Source organism: Acidimicrobiia bacterium, assembly GCA_030584185.1.
GTDB lineage: Bacteria > Actinomycetota > Acidimicrobiia > Spongiisociales > UBA11373.
This window is the reverse complement of sequence record CP129495.1, coordinates 1,012,887-1,030,582: the sequence shown is the minus strand read 5'-3', so window position 1 is coordinate 1,030,582 and position 17,696 is coordinate 1,012,887. Positions and strand designations below refer to the sequence as shown.

Below are 17,696 nucleotides of genomic sequence, written 5' to 3'. Positions count from 1 at the left end.
GCTTGGCGAAGTCCCCCAGCCACCGGCGCAGACCACGATCCGGATCCGGCTCGCTGCGGGCGTGACGCTGGGTGGAACGATGCTGACCAACGATCCGACACACCCGCCGCTGCGACAACCCCAACCGGGACACCAACATGTCCACGGCCCGGCGTCGCCGCGACGGGCTCACCAGTTTCCCCGGGCGATCTCCCGCAGCGCGTCGATCTCGAGCTCCTTGTCGGCCACGATCTTTTTCAACCGCCGGTTCTCACCACGAGGTGCTTGAGGCGCTTGGAGTCGTCGGCCTTCAGGCCGCCGTACTGGTTGCGCCACCGGTGATACGTCGCCTCCGACACCTCGAGGTGCCTGGCGACGGCAGCCACATCGGCGTCCTCCCCGACAAGCCGATCCGCCTCCCGCAACTTCCGGACGATCTGATCCGGCGTATGTCGTCGTCTCGCCATCGTGATGATCCTCCTTCACCCACACTTGTGGGTCTCGGTCTCTCGCCACGAGTGGACCAATCTCAGGGGGTCAGGCCATCCGACCCGCCCTCGGTGGATCTCTGTATTGAGAGCTATCAGACCGGTCCATGGAATCCGTATGCGGGAATAGCGGGAGGCGGGGGTTGGGACTCCATCCAGATGGCGTGCCCCCAGACACCACCGGGCGGTTGGTCAACCTGGGACCCGGGTGATCCGATCATCCCGATGACGCAGCCAGCCGGGTAGCCTGCCCGCAGTTGCGCCGAGGAGTCAGTCACGATGAGGACCGGCCGGACGGTGATCGTCATCCTTGGTCTCGCTGTGGTCAGTGCTGCCGGGTTCTGGGCGGGGCGGGTGGTGTTGGTGCCGCCGGAAGATCCGTTGGAGGGTGTTTCTGAGCCGGTGACCTATACGGTGGCCGAGGGCCGGGTGGGTCGGTCCCTGCAGTTCGCCGCGGTGGCTGAGTGGGAGTTGCGTCCCCTGGCGTGGAACTCGGCTGCCGGGGTGGTCACTTCGGTGGCCGTGTCGTCGGGCGACGAGCTTGCGGTCGGAGAGACGCTCTACTCGGTGAACCTGCGGCCGGTGGTGGTTGCAGTGGGACCGGTGCCGGCGTTCCGTGATTTGGCCTTGAACGTCGCCGGAGCCGATGTCGCCCAGGTGCAAGAACTGCTGACCGAATTGGGCTTCTACACGGGTGACATCAACGGAGTGTTCGGGGTGACTACCCGTGCCGCGGTGCGGGCGTGGCAGGGGTCGCTGGGGGTGCCGGTCGACGGGGTGGTACGCCGGGGTGATGTGATCTTCGTGCCGCAGCTACCGGTGCGGGTGGCGCTGGGTTCGGAACTGGTGGTGGGGGCATCGGTCTCGGGCGGTGAGCGGTTGGTGTTGGAGGTGCCGTCGGATCCGGTGTTCCGGGTGCCGTTATCGGTCGAGCAGCGGACCCTGGTGCCTCTGTCGTCGACAGTGTTCGTCACCTATCCCGATGGCGTCTGGGAGGGCCGGGTGGAACGCGCCGTGGAGAACCCCGCGATCGGCCGTCTCGATCTGATCCTCACCACCATTGATGGTGGTCCGATCTGTGGGGCCGGGTGTCGGCGGTGGGTGGAGTTGGAGCGGCCTACCGACTTCCTGGTGGAGATCGTGGTGATTCCCGAGACGGTGGGCCCGGTGGTGCCGGTGGCGGCGATCCAGCTCGATGCCGGCAATCAACCGTTCGTCACCACACCTGCGGGCGAGCGCATAGACATCGATATCGTCGAGTCAGCCCAGGGGATCGCGGTGGTCGAGGGCATCGAGGTCGGCACCGTGATCCTGATCCGGGTGACCTCGCCGCCGGGTGGGTAGGCCACCGATGATCGAGATATCCGGTCTGTCGTTCGGGTACAAGCGGGGAGAGCCGATCATCGACGGACTCGACTGGGCGTTCCCCGCTGGCCGTGTCACGGGGATCACCGGGCGGTCGGGGAGCGGAAAGTCGACGCTGCTCTACCTGCTGGGGCTACTGCTGTCGCCGTTGTCGGGTCGGATTGCCTTCGACGGCGAGGACTTGGGGGCTAGCTCGGATCGGGTACGGTCGAGGGTTCGGGCCGATCGGATAGGGTTCGTCTTTCAGGACGCCGCGTTGGATTCGACCCGCAGCGTGCTCGACAACATCATCGAAGGCTCCCTCTACACCGGGATGCGCCGTCGGGTCGCGGTGGCGCGAGCCGGTGAGTTGATGGTCCATTTCGATGTGGGTCTTCGAGCCGCCCACAAACCGGGCGAGGTTTCCGGTGGGCAGGCGCAGCGGGTTGCCCTGTGCCGGGCCCTGCTCAACAAGCCGCGGGTGGTTCTCGCTGACGAACCCACCGGCAACCTCGACACGGATACCGCCCGCGTCGTGATCAACTCCCTGGTCGGGCTCGCCCATGCTGACGGAGCGACGGTGGTGATCGCTTCACACGACCCCAAGGTGGTCGCCGCCTGCGACGAGGTGCTTGCGCTATGAGACTGTTCGCTGAGGCGGTACGGGTGGCCCGGGCTCAGCCAGTCGCCTCGACGGTCACGACGCTGATCGTGGCCGCGGTGTGCGGGGTGATCCTTTCGACCACCGGGCAGACCATCCAGGCCGAAAACGCGATCCTCTCCCGTATCGACGATGCGGGCACCCGATCGATCACCTTGACCGACACCGAAGGCCGGGCAGGGATGGACCCCGACTCGGTACGCCGCATCGAAAGCCTCTCGGGGCTCGAGTGGGTGGTGGGGCTGGGACCGGCATCCGACGTTAGGGCCGCCGGAATCCCAGGGGGTGAGCCGGTGGCGCTGAGGCCCATATACGGGACGATCCCGCCCCAGGTCGCATACTCCGAGTGGGACGTCGCCCCGGGAACCGCGCTCGTCGGGCCGGAGGCGCAGACACTCCTCGGTCTCCGGGTGCCAGCCGGCGGAGTGGAGTCCTCCGATGGCTCCTCTTACGCGGTGGTGGGCTGGTTCGATGCGGGAGATCCGCTCGAACATCTCGACCGGTCGATTCTCGCCGCCCCAGGCCCCGCTGTAGTCAGCCCGGTGGTGCGGACCATCCACGTGCTCGCCCAGCGACCCGACCAGGTCGCCGCACTCGCCGACGCAGTGGTGGCGGTGGTCGGACCTTCGGACCCGTCCTCCCTCAGGGTGCAGACATCCGAGTCCCTTGCTCAGATACGCGCCGCCGTCGCCGGCGAACTCGGTACGTACGGGCGGAGACTCGTCCTGATGATCCTCGGTGCCGGGTTGGTATTGGTGGTACTCAACATGTATGGGGCAGTCACGACCCGCCGCCGCGACTTCGGCCGCCGCCGCGCCCTCGGCGCCAGCCGGGGAGCGATTATCGCCCTGGTCACCATGCAAACCGCCATCACCGGCGTCCTCGGTGCCGCCCTGGGAATCGCCGTCGGGACCTCGGTGGTTTGGCGGCTCACCCATCAGCTCCCTGATCCCGCCTTCGCGGTCGCCGTCGCCGTACTCGCGGTGATCGCCACCATCGCCGCCGCCCTACCCCCCGCCGTGGTCGCGGCCCACCGTGACCCGGTGAAGGTGCTCCGGGTGCCGTGACATGGGGACGATTTCACGACGGACCTCGAACACCCAACCGACCAGCGCCGACCACATCACCCGACCGGCCTTTATGTGGATGCAGCCCCTTCTGGATGGTGGCTCTTCAAGTCTAACGAGGGCGACCTCGTGAGCGGTCCCTGCCTCCAGGCCCGCGATCGCTCTACGACACCCACAATCGAGATTGGCGAAGCTATTGTTTGAAGCAATTCAGTACCCAAGACGACGGAGGCTCCAATGGCCCGTCGGCAGTTCGTGGTAATGATCATCGTGTCGACCCTGCTCTTAGGTGTAGCGTCGGCCGCTTGGGCGGTTGCCTACTGGAAGACTTATGAGTCCGGCACAGTGACTTGCGACGATCCCTTTGCGAACGAAGTGAAGACGCGGATCTACTCCGACATGAACCATCGCCACTATGTCGACAGCTACTACGTCACCGACAGCAACTCGGGTTATCGGATTACGCAGGTCTACTGGAACGGGTTCACCGGGACTCATTCATACACGCTGAAGGCGTTGGTCTCGTTGTACGAGGCCAATTGGAGTTACTCGGGTTCGTATGCGTCATGCTTCTAACGACACGAGACAACCCGGCCTCCACCTTCCGTGAGTCTCGACGAGCCTGGGCGCGGTGGGCAGGCGGGCCGCATGAGCGGACCTGACCAGAACCCGATGGGGCAGTTGGTGTCAACCTTCCGACCCATGGCCTCAGTCTTCGCGGTCGCGGTGGTCGTGATACTGACCGCCTGCAGTGCCGCGCCGGATGACCCCACCGGAGCCACGGAGCCGCCCGCGATCCAGGTGCAGTCGCGGAACGAGTTCATGGCTGACTGTCTAACGGACAAGGGGTTCCCCCCGGTAGGTGAGTCCGGCGGCATGTTCATGTACAACACGCCGGAATCGCAGGTCACCGCATTCGAAGCCGCAGAAGCTGGGTGCCTTACGGAAATGGACCGCAGGTTCGGCGTCGTCGCCCCCATGGACGAGGATGCGCTCACCGCCTTCTACTGGCAGCTCGTTGAGACCGCTCGCTGCCTGGTGATGGAAGGGTACTTCCCACCTCCCGCTCCGTCGCTAGAGGCATTCTTGGAGCAACCCGGTGTATGGCACCCATACTTGGCTGTCGATCCCCCTGACCCGGCTGAGTGGGATCGAATCAACGGGATCTGTCCTCAACCATGAGACGCGGGGGCGGCACGGTCCATCCAGCGCCCCCACACTGTCTCCATTGCGGAGTAGTGAACCCGTCCGGGTTTCCCGAAGGCTTTGGGGTACCCTGGGTTTGGCGGAGGCCGGTTGTTGGATTCATGCTGCCGGTGTGGGTTGATGTCGAAATTCGAACTCGATCGGTGTCATCATGCCAAGCGATGAGTGTCGGCGCTGGCGGTTGTGCCAGATTTCGAGGTAATCGAAGATCGCGCGGGCCAGCTCCAGCCGCGTTCTCCACCGCCGCGTGTTGAGCAGTTCGACCTGCATTCGGCTCCAGAACGACTCAATCATCGCGTTGCCGTAGCAATCGCCTATCGATCCCATCGACGGCAACAGTCCCGAATCGATCGCGCGCTGGGTGAACGCCCACGATGCGAATTGCGTGCCCTGGTCGCTATGTATCACGGTCGCGCCGGCGACTGGGGCTCGTTGGTCGATCGCCATCCCGAGGGCACTGGTCACCAGCGTGGCAGTGGCCGATGAGTCGATCGACCATCCGACAACGCGGCGGCTGAAGGTGTCCAACACGACGGCGCAGTAGACCTTGCCTTCGCGCGTGCGGTGCTCGGTAATGTAGGTCACCCAAAGGCGATCTGGTTCGTCGCGGCCAAAGGACCGGTCGACCAGATCAGACGACGTTGCCAGGTTCGGAACCTTGCGGTGTCTGGGCCGCCCGGTGAGGCCCTGCAGGCCGGCACGGCGCATCAGCATCTCCACTGCCTGATGACCGACCGTGATCCCCTGACCGAGGGTCAGCTCGGCGTGGACACGAGCCGCCCCGTAGGTGCCCCGCGAATCGGTGTGGGCCTTGGCGATCAACTCCGTCAGCCACGCGTGGCGGATCGCCCGAACCGACGGTGGCCGGTCCCTCCACGAGTAGTACCCCGACACTGACACGCCCAACAGTCGACAGGCCTTCTCCACGGGGAGTCCTTCTGCGGCCATCACCCGGATCGCCGCGAATCGCCTTTTTGGGGAGGCCTCGCCCTTCAACAGCTCCGTAGCGCGCCGGTGGATCGCCACCTCCGTCTCAAGCTCACGGAGCCGACGCCGCGCTGTGACCAACTCGGCCGTCTCCGCCGACGTCAGACCGACGAGGCCATCTCGTAAGCGACTGTGCCTGCCACCTCGGGCCGTCGGCCGTGAGGCCGGCGCGTTCAGTCGACTCTGGTCAGGTCGATGAGCCCGCCATTGGTCGGTACGAACCCGGCGGCGTCGAAGTAGAAGGGGCGGAGGTCGTTGTCGAAGTCGACGTGCAGCCACTCGCATCCTCCCGCCTTCGCTCGTTCGGTCGCCAGGCCGATCATGGCGAGGCCGATTCCCCGGCGGCGGGCGGCGGAGGCGACCATCACGTCCTGCAGCCAGGCGTGCACGGTCCCGTCCCAGACGACGTTGGCGAACCCGACCAGCGCATCACCCTCGCGGGCGGTCACCCAGCCGAGGCTGTGCCTCTCGGTGATCGACCTCCAGTCGTCGTCGATCAGGCGATGCTCGAATGCTTCGGCGTGGATGGCGTTCACCTCGTGATTGGCGAAGTCGCCGCGCCACTCGTATCGGGTCTCGGTCACCCTCCCACGATAAGTGACCATCCGATGGCGACGGCGCATGGTGTGCCTTCGGGGAGCAGTCGGCGGTGGCGTGACCGATCACGGGGCGACCACGCCATACTGGGTCGAGGAGGACTTCATGGGTTGGACGACAGTCCACGTCGCCTACTCGCGACCCGATGCCGAGGTCATCGGGGCGGTCCTGCGCGGACGGGGCATCGAGGTTCTGGTGGTGGCAGACGATGCCGGCGGCACCGGACCGGAGCTGGCGTTCTCCAACGGCGTGGCGGTGCGGGTCCGCGACGAGGATGTGCCCCGGGCCATCGCCGCTCTCGCAACCGGCTCGCCCAGGAAGGGCTGAAGGCCGGGCGGTTCGCCTCGCCGCCGCATGCGGCGCGTTGGCGATCGGATGGTGAAACCCCACTCGACACCTTGCCTTCGATCTCGCTCACCGGACTGATGCTGTGCAGCTCGAGAACGAACCCCGGTGGTCGGCGAGCAGGTTGCGCCGGACGCCTCGGCCTCGAGGCCGTTCGCCCCGCGTCTGGTGGGGTCGCCACGCCACTCGTCCCGCGCCTCGGTCACGGCTCACGACCTGTCGCGAACGGAGGGGGGCGACGGCGAACGGCGGTAACGGGTACGCCCCTTCAGCAGGCCCGGGTCACTCCCGGATGGCAACCACCTCCATGTTGCCCTGGAAGGTGCCTCCCGTGAGCGTCCCATCCTGGAGGGTCCCCGTGAAGGGCCAGTCGGGCTCCGCTGCCATCTCGGCGGCGACGTCGTCGGCGACGTCGGTCTTCCAGTTCGGACCGGTGCCGCACTCGGCCCCTTCGCGCTCCAGGATCTCGCGGCTCCCCGCCTGGATGACCGCCTCGAACGACGTGCCGGTGATCGTTCCCGTGCCGCTCCAGGTGTCGTGGATCACCAGCCAGCAGACCGCCTCGCCTTCCACGTACCGCGGTGGGTACCGCATCGTGTACTCGAGGGAGACCTGCATGGCGGTCCCGCTCACGACGATCTCGACCCTGCTCTCGATCAGCGACAGGTCCTGGTTCGCCCAATTGAACTGCACGGTGCCGAGATAGAGGCCGTCGACGCCTCCCGGCAGTGCTCCGGAGGTGGTGGTCGTCGTGCTCGTGGTGCTCGTGGTGGTTCCGTCGTCCACGAAGATCGCCTGGCGGCACACCTCGGCAAACGGGTCGAGCGTCCCGGTGTCCTCGTCCGAGGCTCGCGAAGGGAGGAAGCGCGGCAGCTCGGGCCCGGCGCTGCCCTCCACCCAGACACAGGGCCCGGTGACGCGAAAGCCGTCGAGGATCAGCGCCTCCAGGATCTGCTCGGCGGAGTAGCCCACCCTCCCCAGCATGATCGTGAGCACCAGGATGTTCTCGGTGAGCCTGAGCTCATCCTCGGATGGAGCGTCATCCGGTTCCGAGTCGGCGCTGGACCAGGCGTCGAAGCCGTCCGAGAGCCACGAGCCGAGGTCGGACACGTACTGGTCTCGCGGCGTGGACCCGTCCGCCAGCAGGGGAATCCTGCGACCGGAACCGAGGATGCCCCCAGGGGAGCCGAAGGCGCCAGGTGGCGGCTCCCCGTTGGGCCCGGTGGGGCTGAGTGCCCCCTGGGGCTCGAACGCCGGGGTGACGCCTGGGATCGATCCATCGGCGGCAACCGTCCCGGCGTGCTCGATCACCTGGTCTCCCGAGTAGCCGGCATCAAGGGACGCCATCGTGGCGTAGAAGCCGAGGCGGTCCCCCCAGCGCCCTTCGAGCACGGTCGCCGCCGCCTCGGCCGGGGCGATCTCGTCGGTCTCACCGCCGCCCCCCAGCGGCAGTGGATCGGCACTGCAGGCGACGGCGGCGACCATCAGCAGACCCACGGTGAAGCGCTGGCGGCGGTGCATCGCCCGGATCATAAATGAGGCGTGGCTCGCTCCATGCTCCCTGGACCACCCCGGTAGCCTGAGGACATGAGCGGTCCCCGACCGGTGCGCGCCTCCCGCGGGCCGGTTCTCACCACCCGTGGCTGGCTGCAGGAGGCGGCACTGCGCTGCCTGATGAACAACCTCGACCCCGAGGTGGCCGAGCGCCCCGACGACCTCGTGGTCTACGGCGGAACCGGGAGGGCCGCCCGCTCATGGGAGGCGTTCGACGCCATCGTGCGCACCCTGGCGCACCTGGAGCTCGACGAGACCCTGCTCGTCCAGTCCGGCAAGCCGGTGGGGGTGTTCCGCACCCACGAGATGGCCCCCCGGGTGCTGATCGCCAACAGCCTGCTGGTCCCCGACTGGGCGGATTGGGAGCACTTCTGGGAGCTGGAGGCTGCCGGCCTCACCATGTACGGGCAGATGACCGCCGGCTCCTGGATCTACATCGGCACCCAGGGGATCCTGCAGGGGACCTTCCAGACCTTCGCCGCCATCGCCGAGCTGCGGTTCGGCGGGACCCTGGCGGGAACCCTCACCCTCACCGCCGGCCTCGGCGGGATGGGAGGGGCGCAGCCGCTGGCGGTCACCATGAACGACGGGGTGGCGCTGTGTGTAGAGGTCGACGCCACCCGCATCCGGCGTCGCATCGAGACCCGCTACCTGGACGAGATGGCCGTCGATCTCGACGACGCCGTGGAGCGAGTGCTGGCGGCCAAGAGGCAACGCCGTCCCCTGTCGGTGGGAGTGGTGGGCAACGCCGCCACCGTCTTCCCCGAGCTGCTGCGGCGGGGTGTCGAGGTCGACATCGTCACCGACCAGACTTCGGCGCACGACCCGCTCCATGGGTACGTCCCCGAGGGGATCGATCCGGATGACGCCCCGCGTTGGCGGGAGAAGGACCCCGGCAAGTACGTCGAAGACGCCCGGGAGTCGATGGCGCGCCACTGCGAGTCGATGGTCGGGTTCATGGAGGCCGGCGCCGAGGTGTTCGACTACGGCAACAACCTGAGGGGGGAGGCCCGGCTGGGAGGCTTCGCCGACGCCTTCGCCTACCCCGGGTTCGTCCCCGCCTACATCCGCCCCCTCTTCGCCGAGGGCAAGGGTCCGTTCCGCTGGGTGGCGCTCTCCGGCGACCCGGCCGACATCGCCGCCACCGACCGGGCGGTGCTCGACCTGTTCCCCGAAGACCGGGCGCTGCACCGCTGGATCAAGATGGCACAGGAGCGGGTGGCGTTCCAGGGGCTCCCGGCGCGCATCTGCTGGCTCGGCTACGGGGAGCGTCACCGCGCCGGGCTCGCCTTCAACGAACTGGTACGCCACGAGAAGGTGGTCGCCCCGATCGTCATCGGGCGCGACCACCTCGACTCGGGCTCGGTGGCCTCTCCCTATCGGGAGACCGAGGCGATGCTCGACGGCTCCGACGCCATCGCCGACTGGCCGGTCCTCAACGCCCTTCTCAACACGGCCTCCGGCGCCGCCTGGGTGGCGGTCCATCATGGCGGGGGCGTGGGGATGGGCAAGTCGATCCATGCGGGCGCCCAGGTCGTCGCCGACGGGACCGACCAGGGGGCGCTGCGGTTGGAGCGAGTGCTCACCAACGACCCGGGCACCGGGGTGATGCGCCACGCCGACGCCGGTTACGACATCGCCCTGCGGGTGGCTGCCGAGCGCGGGGTCCGGCTGCCGATGGTCGAATGACCGGGCTCGAGGTCGTGCAGGCCGAAGGGGAGTCCTCCGGGCACTGGCTGCTCACCGGGATTGGCCGCCTGGTCACCAACTCCTCCGGGACTCCCGGCGAGCTGGGTGTGGTCGAGGAAGCCGCCATCGGCATCGCCGACGGGACGGTCGCCTGGGTGGGCCCGGCGTCCACGGTCCCGCCCCACCTCCGTGAGGTCGAGTCGTTCGACGTCGAGGGACGGGCGGTGATCCCCGGGTACGTCGACTCCCACACCCATCTGGTGTTCGCCGGCGACCGGTCCGACGAGTTCGCCCGCCGGCTGCGCGGCGAGTCGTACGAGGCGATCCTGGCGGCGGGCGGCGGCATCCATGCGACGGTGGCGGCCACCCGCCAGGCGACCCTTCCCGACCTGGTGGCCGGGGCGGCGGCTCGAGGGCGGCGGATGCTGCTGTCGGGCACCACCACGGTCGAGGTCAAGTCGGGGTACGGGCTGGACCCGATGACCGAGGTGCGGATGCTGGTCGCGGCCCGCGCCGTCGCCGAGGCCACCGGACTCACCGTGATCCCCACCTTCCTCGGTGCCCACGTTCCCGCCCGCGGGGTGGAGCGCACGGAGTACGTCGAGAGCCTGCTGCGGGAGATGCTCCCGGCGGCGGCGGGATACGCCCTGTTCTGCGACGTGTTCTGCGACCGGGGGGCGTTCACCGTCGACGATGCCCGCCGGATACTGACTGCGGCCGCCGGCCTCGGGCTCGGTGTGCGCATCCACGCCGAACAGCTCACCCACACCGGAGCCGCCGTGCTCGCCGCCGAGATCGGGGCGGCCTCGGCCGACCACCTGGACCATGCCACCGCCGAAGACGCCGCCGCCCTAGCCGCCGCCGGAGTGGTGGCCACCCTGTTGCCCGCCGCCTCCTTCTCGATGCGGGCGCCGCAGGCTCCGGGCCGGATGCTGTGGGATGCCGGGGTGACCGTCGCCCTGGCCACCGACTGCAACCCGGGCACCTCCAACGTGGAGAGCATGTCGCTGGTTGTGGCCCTGGCGTCTCTCGAGATGGGCCTCACCCCCGAGGAGGCGCTGTGGGCGGCCACCAGGGGCGGGGCGCTCTCGCTGCGTATGGAGGACCGGGGGTGGATCGTGCCCGGGGCCGTTGCCGACCTGGTGGTGCTCGACGCCCCTTCACACCTGCACATCCCCTACCGGCCCGGGACCGAGCTCGCCTGGAAGGTGGTCAAGGCGGGGAGGGTGGTGCGGTGAGCGCTCGGTCGATCGGGCCCTTCCCCAGACCGGCGATCTCGGCACCCCTCCCAAGGGATCGACGGTGAAGCCCTACCTCGCCCATGAGCACCCGATCCGGTTCGCCCATCGGGGGTCGCGGGTCCTGTGGCCGGAGAACACCATGCCGGCGTTCCAGGGGGCGGTCGACCTCGGCTACCGCTACCTGGAGACCGACGTCCACCTCACCCGGGACGGGAAGGTGGTGATCTTCCACGACCACCGGCTGGAACGGCTCACCGACGGTGTCGGGAGGGTGTGGGAGCGGGGCTGGGAGGAGTTGCGGCGGCTGGACGCCGCCCACCACTTCGCGACCGAAGGCGAGTTCCCTTACAGGGGCAAGGGTGTGGGGATCCCTCTGCTGGAGGAGGTGGTGCGGTCCTTCCCCGAGGTGATGCTCAATCTGGACCTCAAGCAGAGAGGTGTGGAGCAGGCGGTGGCGACCGAGGTGCTGCGGCTGGGGGTCGAGGACCGCGTTCTCATCGGATCCTTCCACGACACCCGGATCCGGAGGTTCCGCCGCATCACGGAAGGGAGGGTGGCGACCTCAGCCGGACCGAGGGAGGTGTCGCGCGCCGTCACCTCGGCGGTCGCAGGGGCCCGGGTCCGGGGGCGGGCCGACGCCCTGCAGGTGCCCGACCGCCTCGCCTCGAAGCGGCTGATCGATGCCGCCCACAGGGGAGGCAAGCAGGTGCACGTGTGGACGGTGAACGACCCCGAGCGGATGCGCCAACTGCTCGCCCTTGGGGTGGACGGGATAGTGACCGACCGTCCCGACCTGCTCAATGAGGTCCTGGGGATCGGGTGACGATCCCGGCCAGCCTACCGGTCGGGCCGGACCACCACCTCGTCGCCCACCCGCAGCACGATCGGCGCCTGCAGCCGGGCCACGTCGACGATGAAGCCCCGCATCCCATCGTCGAGGAAGGCGACGTCGTCGGGCTGATCGGTCTTGGGGAGCACCGAGTCGAGCCCCTTGACCCACGAGGTGAACTCGGCGCAGGGGGCGGCGACACGGGCGCCACCCAGGACCGCCTCACCCTCGGCGGTGTGGACCACCAGCGAACCGGCCAGGTCGTCGAGGACTACCCGGTCCGGATGGGACACGAGCAGGTTCTCCCCGGCGCAGCCGAGCGGGGCCGATCCGAACCTGGCGGCGATCCGGTCGTAGTGGCCGGTGAACCCGACGGAGAGTGCCCGCTTGCCTCCGCCACGAGACCGGGGATGGGCGCCGTGGTGGACGTCCACCACCCACGAGGCCTGGTGGAGCCCGGTGGCCCCGAGCGGGCCCACCGCCAGCTCCTCCACCTCGAGGATCGGTGCCGGGTCGTAGCCGATCCCCTTGGTCTTGATGGCCGCGGTCTGCACCTGGAGGCGGACGATCTTCCCCAGCGGTCGGTCGGACATGGAGTCGATTCTGGCAGCCGTCGGTGCGGTCCTGTCCGACCGCCTCAGTGCAGGCCGGCCGCCTCGAGCCCCTCCCGAAAGCCCTCCAGCGCCTCGGTCCCGAACGCCACCAGGCGTACCTCGTCGAGGAGCCCGGGTTGCTCGGCGCACCAGGCCCGAGCGGTGGATGCGATCACCGCCGTGGCCTCGGCCACCGGGTACCCGTAGATGCCCGCCGAGATCGCCGGAATGGCCACGGTGCGCCCCCCGGCCTCGGCGGTGGCGTCCAGTGCCGCGCCCACCGCCGCCGCCAGCAGGCCGGCGTTGTCCTGATCGGGGGCATGGATGGGCCCTGCGATGTGAACCACCCAGCGGGCCGGCATGGAGCCTGCCGAGGTCACCGCCGCCGTTGCGGGGGTGAGCGGCCCGTGCTCTGCCACCCAGGCATCGGACGCCTCCTGGATCACCGGGCCTCCCGCCCGCGCGATCGCCAGCGCCACGCCACCCCCGTGGTAGAGGTGGGGGTTGGCGGCGTTGACGATGACGTCGACCTCCTGGACGGTGATGTCGCCCGCCACGGCGTGGATTCGGGTCACCGCCCGAGGGTATCGGTTGGGCGTTGACGAATGGTCGATAGATACCGTATAGTCGATCAATCCCGACCATAATCCGATGACCGAGACCTACCAATCGCGGGAACGCACCTTCATGATGACCCCGGAGCAGGCTGCGGTGTTCAACGAGCCGACCCGCACCGACATCATGATCCTCCTCGCCGAGCGGCCCGCCAGTGTCCAGCAGCTTGCAGAGGCGATGGGGAAGCCCAAGGGCACCGTTGGATACCACGTCAAGGTCCTCGCAGACGCCGGTCTGATCGCAGTGGTCCGCACCCGGCGGGTGCGGGCGATCACCGAGAAGTTCTACGGGAGATTGGCCCGCACCTATGTGTTCCCCTCGATGGGCGAGAAGGCGCCGGTCGGGCACGGCTTCTTCCTGGAGGCGATGGCCGAGCTGCGTGCACCTCGGGAGGCAGAGACGGCGATGGTGACCCTGCGCCACGCCCGGATCCCCGCCGAGCGGCTCGACGAGTTCGCCGCCGAGGTGATCGAGATCGCCGAGCGCTTCGCCGCTGAGCCCCGCGGCGGCGGCGTCGTGTACGGATTCCTGGCAGCCATGTACCCGACCGACCGACCCGCCCTCAAGGAGGACGACCAGTGACCGCCGCCGTCGAGACCCCGGCCCGTCCCAAGCTGAGCCGCAACTACTGGAGGCTGTGGACCGGTAGCGTCTTCAGCAACCTGGGTGATGGGATCGGGTTCATCGCCCACGCCTGGCTGGCCTCGGCGGTCACCCGCGACCCGGTGCTGATCTCCCTCATCGCCGTCGCCTCCAGGCTTCCCTGGCTGGTGTTCACGCTCCCTGCAGGCGTGATCACCGACCGGGTGGACCGGCGCAAGCTGATGGTGGCGATGGATGTGGTGCGTGCCGGGCTGGTGTTCGCCGTGGCCTTCACCGTCCTCGCCGCCCAGAGCGGGCTGCCCTCTCCGGCCGAAGTCGCCGCCGGGGTCTCGGTGTCGACCGACCTGGGGCTGTACACCCTGCTTCTGGTCGTGGTGCTGCTCATGGGGATGGCCGAGGTCCTGCGCGACAACTCGGCGCAGACCTTCCTGCCCTCCATCGTCAAGCCGGAGAACCTGGAGCGAGCCAACGGCACCCTTTGGGGCGCCGAGATGGTGATGAACTCGTTCGTCGGGCCGCCGATTGGCAGCCTGCTGCTGGGAATCGGGTTCGCCCTCCCGTTCTTCCTCAACGCCGGAGGGTTCGCCCTCGCCGCCGGGCTCGTCTTCCTGATCTCCGGCGAGTTCCGGTCGTCGGGCCGCACCGAGGCGCAGAACGGCGTCAAGGTCGACTGGAAGGGGGAGGTGAGAGAGGGATTCGCCTGGCTGTGGCGTCACCCGGTGCTCCGGTCGATGGCGATCATCCTCGGCATCCTCAACGCCTTGGGAATGATGACCTTCTCCACCTTCATCCTCTTCGCCCAGGAGAACCTGGACATGGAGACCGGTCTGTTCACCGGCGTGCTTCGCCCGGTGGCGTCCGCCTTCGGGGCCGACTCGGTGGCCGCCTTCATCTTCTCGGTGATGATGATGGCGGGGGCGATCGGTGGCGTTCTCGGCTCGATCCTGGCGCCGCGAGTCGCCGCCAAGATGGGCAGGGGCCCGGCGCTGTACATGACGATCGTCGTGGGCGGTGCAAGCAGCGCCGTGATCGGGGCCACCGACCGCTGGTGGACGGTGTTCCTCATGTTCCTCATGGGAATGTTCACCGGTGTCGTGTGGAACGTGATCACCGTATCGTTCCGCCAGACGATCATCCCCGACGCCCTGCTGGGACGGGTCAACAGCGTCTACCGGTTCTTTGGGTGGGGGATGATGCCCATCGGCTCCATCCTCGGCGGGCTCGTGGTGGCGGCCTTCACGCCGCTGGTCGGTCGCAGCGACGCCCTCCGCTGGCCCTTCTTCGTGGCCGCTGCGATCCACGCCGTCCTGCTGGTCTACGCCGTGCCCCGGCTCTCCAGTGCGCGGCTCGCAGCGGCGCGTGAAGCCGCCGAGTTGCGTGAGGTCGTCGACCAGGCGGGTGAGTCCCATGGGTGAGGTCATGGCGGTTCGGGACCGCGCCCGACACTGTGAGCATGGGTCGTTGCGGGCCCACTGGTTGGCGCCGGCCAAGGTCCGCTGGTGGCACCGGCCCGACTGCCCGGGCGGCCATGAGGTCATGCTTCGCCGGCACCATGACGGTCACTGGGAGGAGGATCCGGGCACGAACAAGGCGTGATCGGCCCGGTTCAGGCGTGCACCACGTCGGCGAGGATCCGCCACCCGCTTCCGGTGTCGGCAAGCAGGTAGGTGTGGGCGTGGTCGCCCAGCGGCGTGCCGTCGGGCGCCCTTCCCACCCAGCGCAGCGAGGCGAGGACGGCGTGGCCCCCCGCCTCCTGCAGTTGGAGGTCGGTCACCGGCCAGGGATGGGCGAGGTCGTCCCAGTTGGCGGCGACGATCCGACCGAAGTGGCCGGCCGCCTCGCCGGCGTCGGCCAGGTGCACCACCCCACCCGGGGTCACCACCATCGCCGGGAATTCGTAGAAGGATGCGATCCCTTCCGGTTCACGGCGCTGCCAGGCGTCGCCGTAGGCGTCGAGGAAGCCGGCCGGCTCTGATGGAAACGTCACGCCTCAGAGGTTAGGGCGACTGCCTCAGGTGTACTTCACTCCGCAGGAGTGATCCGGGCAGTAACCGGCCGGGTTCTTCTCCAGGTACTGCTGGTGGTACCCCTCGGCGAAGTAGAACTCGCCGAGGGCGCCGATTTCGGTGGTGATCTCGCCCATGCCGGCCGCGGTGAGCCGTTCCTGGAAACGTCGACGGCTGGCATCGGCCTGCTGCAGCTGCCCGTCGCCGTTGGCGAGGATCATCGATCGGTACTGGGTGCCGCGGTCGGCGCCCTGGCGCATCCCCTGTGTCGGATCGTGCCGCTCCCAGAAGAGGCGCAGCAGGCTCTCGTAGGAGACCATCTCCGGGTCGAAGGCGACCAGCACCACCTCGGCATGGCCGGTGCCGCCCGAGCAGACCTCCTCGTAGGTCGGGTTGGGGGTGAACCCGCCGGCGTAGCCGACTGCGGTGGAGTACACGCCCGGGATGTTCCAGAACTCCTTCTCGGCACCCCAGAAGCAGCCCATGGCGAACACGGCGGTCTCGATCCCCGCCGGGAACGGCGGCCTCAGGGGGGTGCTCAGCACGGCGTGATGCTCGGGCACCCTCATCGGGCTGTGCCGGCCGGGGAGCGCCTCGTCCGCCTTGATCATCCGCTCTTTGTTCGCCATCGGTTCCTCGCGATCAACATCGGCCCGGCTCACCATGTTCCCCTATCCGGACCATCGGCACGCTCGCCGGGACCATGGACCCCGGTCGCCCAACGATGGTCCCTGTCATCCTGGGACCGAAGACCGGCCGCAGATCGTGGCCGAGACGAGGAGGAGCGGATGAGAAAGGTACTGGGCGTCATCGCCTCGCCGGCGGGAAGGGTGGCTCGGGTCCTGGCGGGCGCAGCCCTGATCACATGGGGGTTGTTCGGGCTCGACGGAGCGGCCGGTGTCGTGGTCCCCGTCGTGGGAGCGGTCCCGTTCCTGGCGGGGATCTTCGACGTGTGCGTGATCTCGGCCATCACGGGAGGGTCGTTCAAGGGATCGGAGATCCGCGCCGGTCGGTGATCGCCTAGACGGAGCGCCTTCGCCGGATCATGGCCCAGGCGATGCCGGCCCCGACGATCGCCGCCAGGCCGGCGCCCGAGATCAGCGGCACCGGTTGGGTGAGGCGCTCGGTGAGGGACACCCTTCGCCGGAACTCGAGGACCGGCCAGCTCCGTTCGGTGGCGGTGGCCCGCAGCTCCTTCTCGGGGTTGACCGCGTGCGGGTGGCCCACGGCCTCCAGCAGTGGCAGGTCGGTGGTGCTGTCCGAGTAGGCGTACGAGCCCTCGAGCGAGATGCCCCCGGCCTCTGCGACCTGGCGCACGGCGCGGGCCTTCTCCGGGCCGTAGGCGTACAGCTCCACCTCGCCGGTGTATCGACCGTCGGCGTCGACCCTCGCCTTGGTGGCGATGACGTCGCTCACCCCGATGTATCGCGCCAGGGGTCGAACCACCTCCTCAGGCGAGGCGGAGACTATGAACACCCGGCGGCCTTCCCGGAGGTGCTCGTCGATGAGGAAAAGCGCCTCGGCGTAGACGAGGGGGGCCACCACGTCTTCGAGCGCTTCCTCGACGATCCGCTCCACCTCGGCGCGATCCCATCCCACGGTGAGCGACAGCATCCGGTCGCGCGCTTTGCCCAGCTGGTCTTCGTCGGCGCCGAAGATCATGTACATCACCTGGCCGACGGCGGCGCGCAGGAGGGTCTTGCGGCCCAGCATTCCCGCCTTGTAGAGCCGGCCGGTGAAGGCGAGGGTCGACGACTTGGCGATCACGGTCTTGTCGAGGTCGAAGAAGGCGGCGCCGGTGGCCATGGGCAGATTGTACGGCCGGGGGGGTCCTGCGCACGGCCCCCTTGAAGCGGGCCCGACGCGGCCGTAGGTTCGGATCCTCTCGTTGG

The 17,696-nt window shown here is 68.6% G+C and carries 21 protein-coding genes; 12 read left to right on the top strand and 9 right to left on the bottom strand.

Annotated elements, in window-relative coordinates; translation table 11 throughout:
* Positions 1-236 precede the first annotated feature (236 nt).
* Positions 237-446 (bottom strand): transposase, encoded by a 210-nt coding sequence (locus tag QY307_05255; GenBank protein WKZ83650.1) that lies wholly within the window; start codon positions 444-446, stop codon positions 237-239.
* A 300-nt stretch (positions 447-746) separates the two neighbouring features.
* Between QY307_05255 and QY307_05250 the strand changes: the two genes are divergently transcribed.
* The 5 genes from QY307_05250 (at position 747) to QY307_05230 (ending at position 4,721) form a co-directional block, all read left to right on the top strand.
* Positions 747-1,811: a peptidoglycan-binding domain-containing protein gene (locus tag QY307_05250; GenBank protein ID WKZ83649.1), complete on the top strand. Its 1,065-nt coding sequence runs from the start codon at positions 747-749 to the stop codon at positions 1,809-1,811.
* A 7-nt stretch (positions 1,812-1,818) separates the two neighbouring features.
* Positions 1,819-2,454, top strand: a complete 636-nt coding sequence (locus QY307_05245; GenBank protein ID WKZ83648.1) for an ATP-binding cassette domain-containing protein — start codon at positions 1,819-1,821, stop codon at positions 2,452-2,454.
* Complete coding sequence (locus QY307_05240) at positions 2,451-3,539, top strand: FtsX-like permease family protein (GenBank protein WKZ83647.1); 1,089 nt, start codon at positions 2,451-2,453, stop codon at positions 3,537-3,539. The genes QY307_05245 and QY307_05240 overlap by 4 nt, the downstream gene beginning before the upstream one ends.
* 237 nt (positions 3,540-3,776) lie before the next feature.
* The gene (locus tag QY307_05235) at positions 3,777-4,115 is read left to right on the top strand and encodes a hypothetical protein (protein WKZ83646.1); all 339 of its coding nucleotides are present in this window, start codon (positions 3,777-3,779) and stop codon (positions 4,113-4,115) included.
* A 126-nt stretch (positions 4,116-4,241) separates the two neighbouring features.
* On the top strand, positions 4,242-4,721 hold the full coding sequence (locus QY307_05230; GenBank protein WKZ83645.1) for a hypothetical protein: 480 nt from the start codon (positions 4,242-4,244) through the stop codon (positions 4,719-4,721).
* 123 nt (positions 4,722-4,844) lie between these two features.
* Here the strand turns inward: QY307_05230 and QY307_05225 are convergent, their stop codons facing one another.
* Together QY307_05225 and QY307_05220 are read right to left on the bottom strand one after the other, a co-directional pair.
* Positions 4,845-6,017 (bottom strand): IS3 family transposase, encoded by a 1,173-nt coding sequence (locus QY307_05225; protein ID WKZ83644.1) that lies wholly within the window; start codon positions 6,015-6,017, stop codon positions 4,845-4,847.
* Entirely contained in the window at positions 5,906-6,316 is a 411-nt protein-coding gene (locus QY307_05220) for a GNAT family N-acetyltransferase (GenBank protein WKZ83643.1), read from the bottom strand. Before QY307_05220 ends, QY307_05225 begins: the two co-directional genes overlap by 112 nt.
* 13 nt (positions 6,317-6,329) lie before the next feature.
* Here QY307_05220 and QY307_05215 point away from each other — a divergent pair, with 13 nt between their 5' ends.
* The gene (locus tag QY307_05215; protein ID WKZ83642.1) at positions 6,330-6,656 is read left to right on the top strand and encodes a hypothetical protein; all 327 of its coding nucleotides are present in this window, start codon (positions 6,330-6,332) and stop codon (positions 6,654-6,656) included.
* 300 nt (positions 6,657-6,956) lie between these two features.
* On the opposite strand, the gene QY307_05210 is transcribed toward QY307_05215, so the two are convergent.
* Entirely contained in the window at positions 6,957-8,195 is a 1,239-nt protein-coding gene (locus QY307_05210; protein ID WKZ83641.1) for a hypothetical protein, read from the bottom strand.
* Positions 8,196-8,261: 66 nt separating this feature from the next.
* Here QY307_05210 and hutU point away from each other — a divergent pair, with 66 nt between their 5' ends.
* The 3 genes from hutU (at position 8,262) to QY307_05195 (ending at position 11,981) form a co-directional block, all read left to right on the top strand.
* Positions 8,262-9,917, top strand: coding sequence for a urocanate hydratase (gene hutU / locus QY307_05205; GenBank protein WKZ83640.1), 1,656 nt, complete (start codon positions 8,262-8,264; stop codon positions 9,915-9,917).
* On the top strand, positions 9,914-11,155 hold the full coding sequence (gene hutI / locus QY307_05200) for an imidazolonepropionase (GenBank protein WKZ83639.1): 1,242 nt from the start codon (positions 9,914-9,916) through the stop codon (positions 11,153-11,155). The genes hutU and hutI overlap by 4 nt, the downstream gene beginning before the upstream one ends.
* Positions 11,156-11,219: 64 nt before the next feature.
* Positions 11,220-11,981: a glycerophosphodiester phosphodiesterase gene (locus QY307_05195; GenBank protein ID WKZ83638.1), complete on the top strand. Its 762-nt coding sequence runs from the start codon at positions 11,220-11,222 to the stop codon at positions 11,979-11,981.
* 14 nt (positions 11,982-11,995) lie between these two features.
* Here QY307_05195 and QY307_05190 read toward each other — a convergent pair whose 3' ends face one another.
* Positions 11,996-12,580, bottom strand: a complete 585-nt coding sequence (locus QY307_05190) for a hypothetical protein (GenBank protein ID WKZ83637.1) — start codon at positions 12,578-12,580, stop codon at positions 11,996-11,998.
* A 44-nt stretch (positions 12,581-12,624) separates the two neighbouring features.
* Complete coding sequence (locus QY307_05185; GenBank protein ID WKZ83636.1) at positions 12,625-13,155, bottom strand: macro domain-containing protein; 531 nt, start codon at positions 13,153-13,155, stop codon at positions 12,625-12,627.
* Between the two features lie 76 nt (positions 13,156-13,231).
* Here QY307_05185 and QY307_05180 point away from each other — a divergent pair, with 76 nt between their 5' ends.
* Positions 13,232-13,777 carry a winged helix-turn-helix domain-containing protein gene (locus QY307_05180; protein ID WKZ83635.1) on the top strand — a complete coding sequence of 182 codons (546 nt, stop codon included), beginning with the start codon at positions 13,232-13,234 and terminating at the stop codon, positions 13,775-13,777.
* A complete protein-coding gene (locus tag QY307_05175; protein WKZ83634.1) occupies positions 13,774-15,213 on the top strand; it encodes an MFS transporter in 1,440 nt (479 codons plus the stop codon). The genes QY307_05180 and QY307_05175 overlap by 4 nt, the downstream gene beginning before the upstream one ends.
* A gap of 191 nt (positions 15,214-15,404) precedes the next feature.
* Here the strand turns inward: QY307_05175 and QY307_05170 are convergent, their stop codons facing one another.
* On the bottom strand, positions 15,405-15,785 hold the full coding sequence (locus QY307_05170) for a hypothetical protein (protein WKZ83633.1): 381 nt from the start codon (positions 15,783-15,785) through the stop codon (positions 15,405-15,407).
* Between the two features lie 24 nt (positions 15,786-15,809).
* Positions 15,810-16,433 carry a peptide-methionine (S)-S-oxide reductase MsrA gene (gene msrA / locus QY307_05165; protein ID WKZ83632.1) on the bottom strand — a complete coding sequence of 208 codons (624 nt, stop codon included), beginning with the start codon at positions 16,431-16,433 and terminating at the stop codon, positions 15,810-15,812.
* Between the two features lie 159 nt (positions 16,434-16,592).
* On the opposite strand from msrA, the gene QY307_05160 reads away from it, so the two are divergent.
* Positions 16,593-16,820, top strand: coding sequence for a DUF2892 domain-containing protein (locus QY307_05160; protein WKZ83631.1), 228 nt, complete (start codon positions 16,593-16,595; stop codon positions 16,818-16,820).
* Positions 16,821-16,824: 4 nt separating this feature from the next.
* On the opposite strand, the gene QY307_05155 is transcribed toward QY307_05160, so the two are convergent.
* Positions 16,825-17,610: an HAD-IB family hydrolase gene (locus QY307_05155; GenBank protein WKZ83630.1), complete on the bottom strand. Its 786-nt coding sequence runs from the start codon at positions 17,608-17,610 to the stop codon at positions 16,825-16,827.
* Between the last annotated feature and the right edge of the window lie 86 nt (positions 17,611-17,696).

What these genes read in the sequence shown, in the direction of transcription:
- hutU (WKZ83640.1), top strand. Translation starts at nt 8,262, where the DNA reads ATGAGCGGTCCCCGACCGGTGCGCGCCTCCCGCGGGCCGGTTCTCACC.
- msrA (WKZ83632.1), bottom strand. Translation starts at nt 16,433, where the DNA reads ATGGCGAACAAAGAGCGGATGATCAAGGCGGACGAGGCGCTCCCCGGC.
- QY307_05250 (WKZ83649.1), top strand. Translation starts at nt 747, where the DNA reads ATGAGGACCGGCCGGACGGTGATCGTCATCCTTGGTCTCGCTGTGGTC.
- QY307_05155 (WKZ83630.1), bottom strand. Translation starts at nt 17,610, where the DNA reads ATGGCCACCGGCGCCGCCTTCTTCGACCTCGACAAGACCGTGATCGCC.
- QY307_05210 (WKZ83641.1), bottom strand. Translation starts at nt 8,195, where the DNA reads ATGCACCGCCGCCAGCGCTTCACCGTGGGTCTGCTGATGGTCGCCGCC.
- QY307_05255 (WKZ83650.1), bottom strand. Translation starts at nt 446, where the DNA reads ATGGCGAGACGACGACATACGCCGGATCAGATCGTCCGGAAGTTGCGG.
- QY307_05160 (WKZ83631.1), top strand. Translation starts at nt 16,593, where the DNA reads ATGAGAAAGGTACTGGGCGTCATCGCCTCGCCGGCGGGAAGGGTGGCT.
- QY307_05225 (WKZ83644.1), bottom strand. Translation starts at nt 6,017, where the DNA reads ATGCGAGTGGCTGCACGTCGACTTCGACAACGACCTCCGCCCCTTCTA.
- QY307_05235 (WKZ83646.1), top strand. Translation starts at nt 3,777, where the DNA reads ATGGCCCGTCGGCAGTTCGTGGTAATGATCATCGTGTCGACCCTGCTC.
- QY307_05190 (WKZ83637.1), bottom strand. Translation starts at nt 12,580, where the DNA reads ATGTCCGACCGACCGCTGGGGAAGATCGTCCGCCTCCAGGTGCAGACC.
- QY307_05245 (WKZ83648.1), top strand. Translation starts at nt 1,819, where the DNA reads ATGATCGAGATATCCGGTCTGTCGTTCGGGTACAAGCGGGGAGAGCCG.
- hutI (WKZ83639.1), top strand. Translation starts at nt 9,914, where the DNA reads ATGACCGGGCTCGAGGTCGTGCAGGCCGAAGGGGAGTCCTCCGGGCAC.
- QY307_05240 (WKZ83647.1), top strand. Translation starts at nt 2,451, where the DNA reads ATGAGACTGTTCGCTGAGGCGGTACGGGTGGCCCGGGCTCAGCCAGTC.
- QY307_05230 (WKZ83645.1), top strand. Translation starts at nt 4,242, where the DNA reads ATGGCCTCAGTCTTCGCGGTCGCGGTGGTCGTGATACTGACCGCCTGC.
- QY307_05180 (WKZ83635.1), top strand. Translation starts at nt 13,232, where the DNA reads ATGACCGAGACCTACCAATCGCGGGAACGCACCTTCATGATGACCCCG.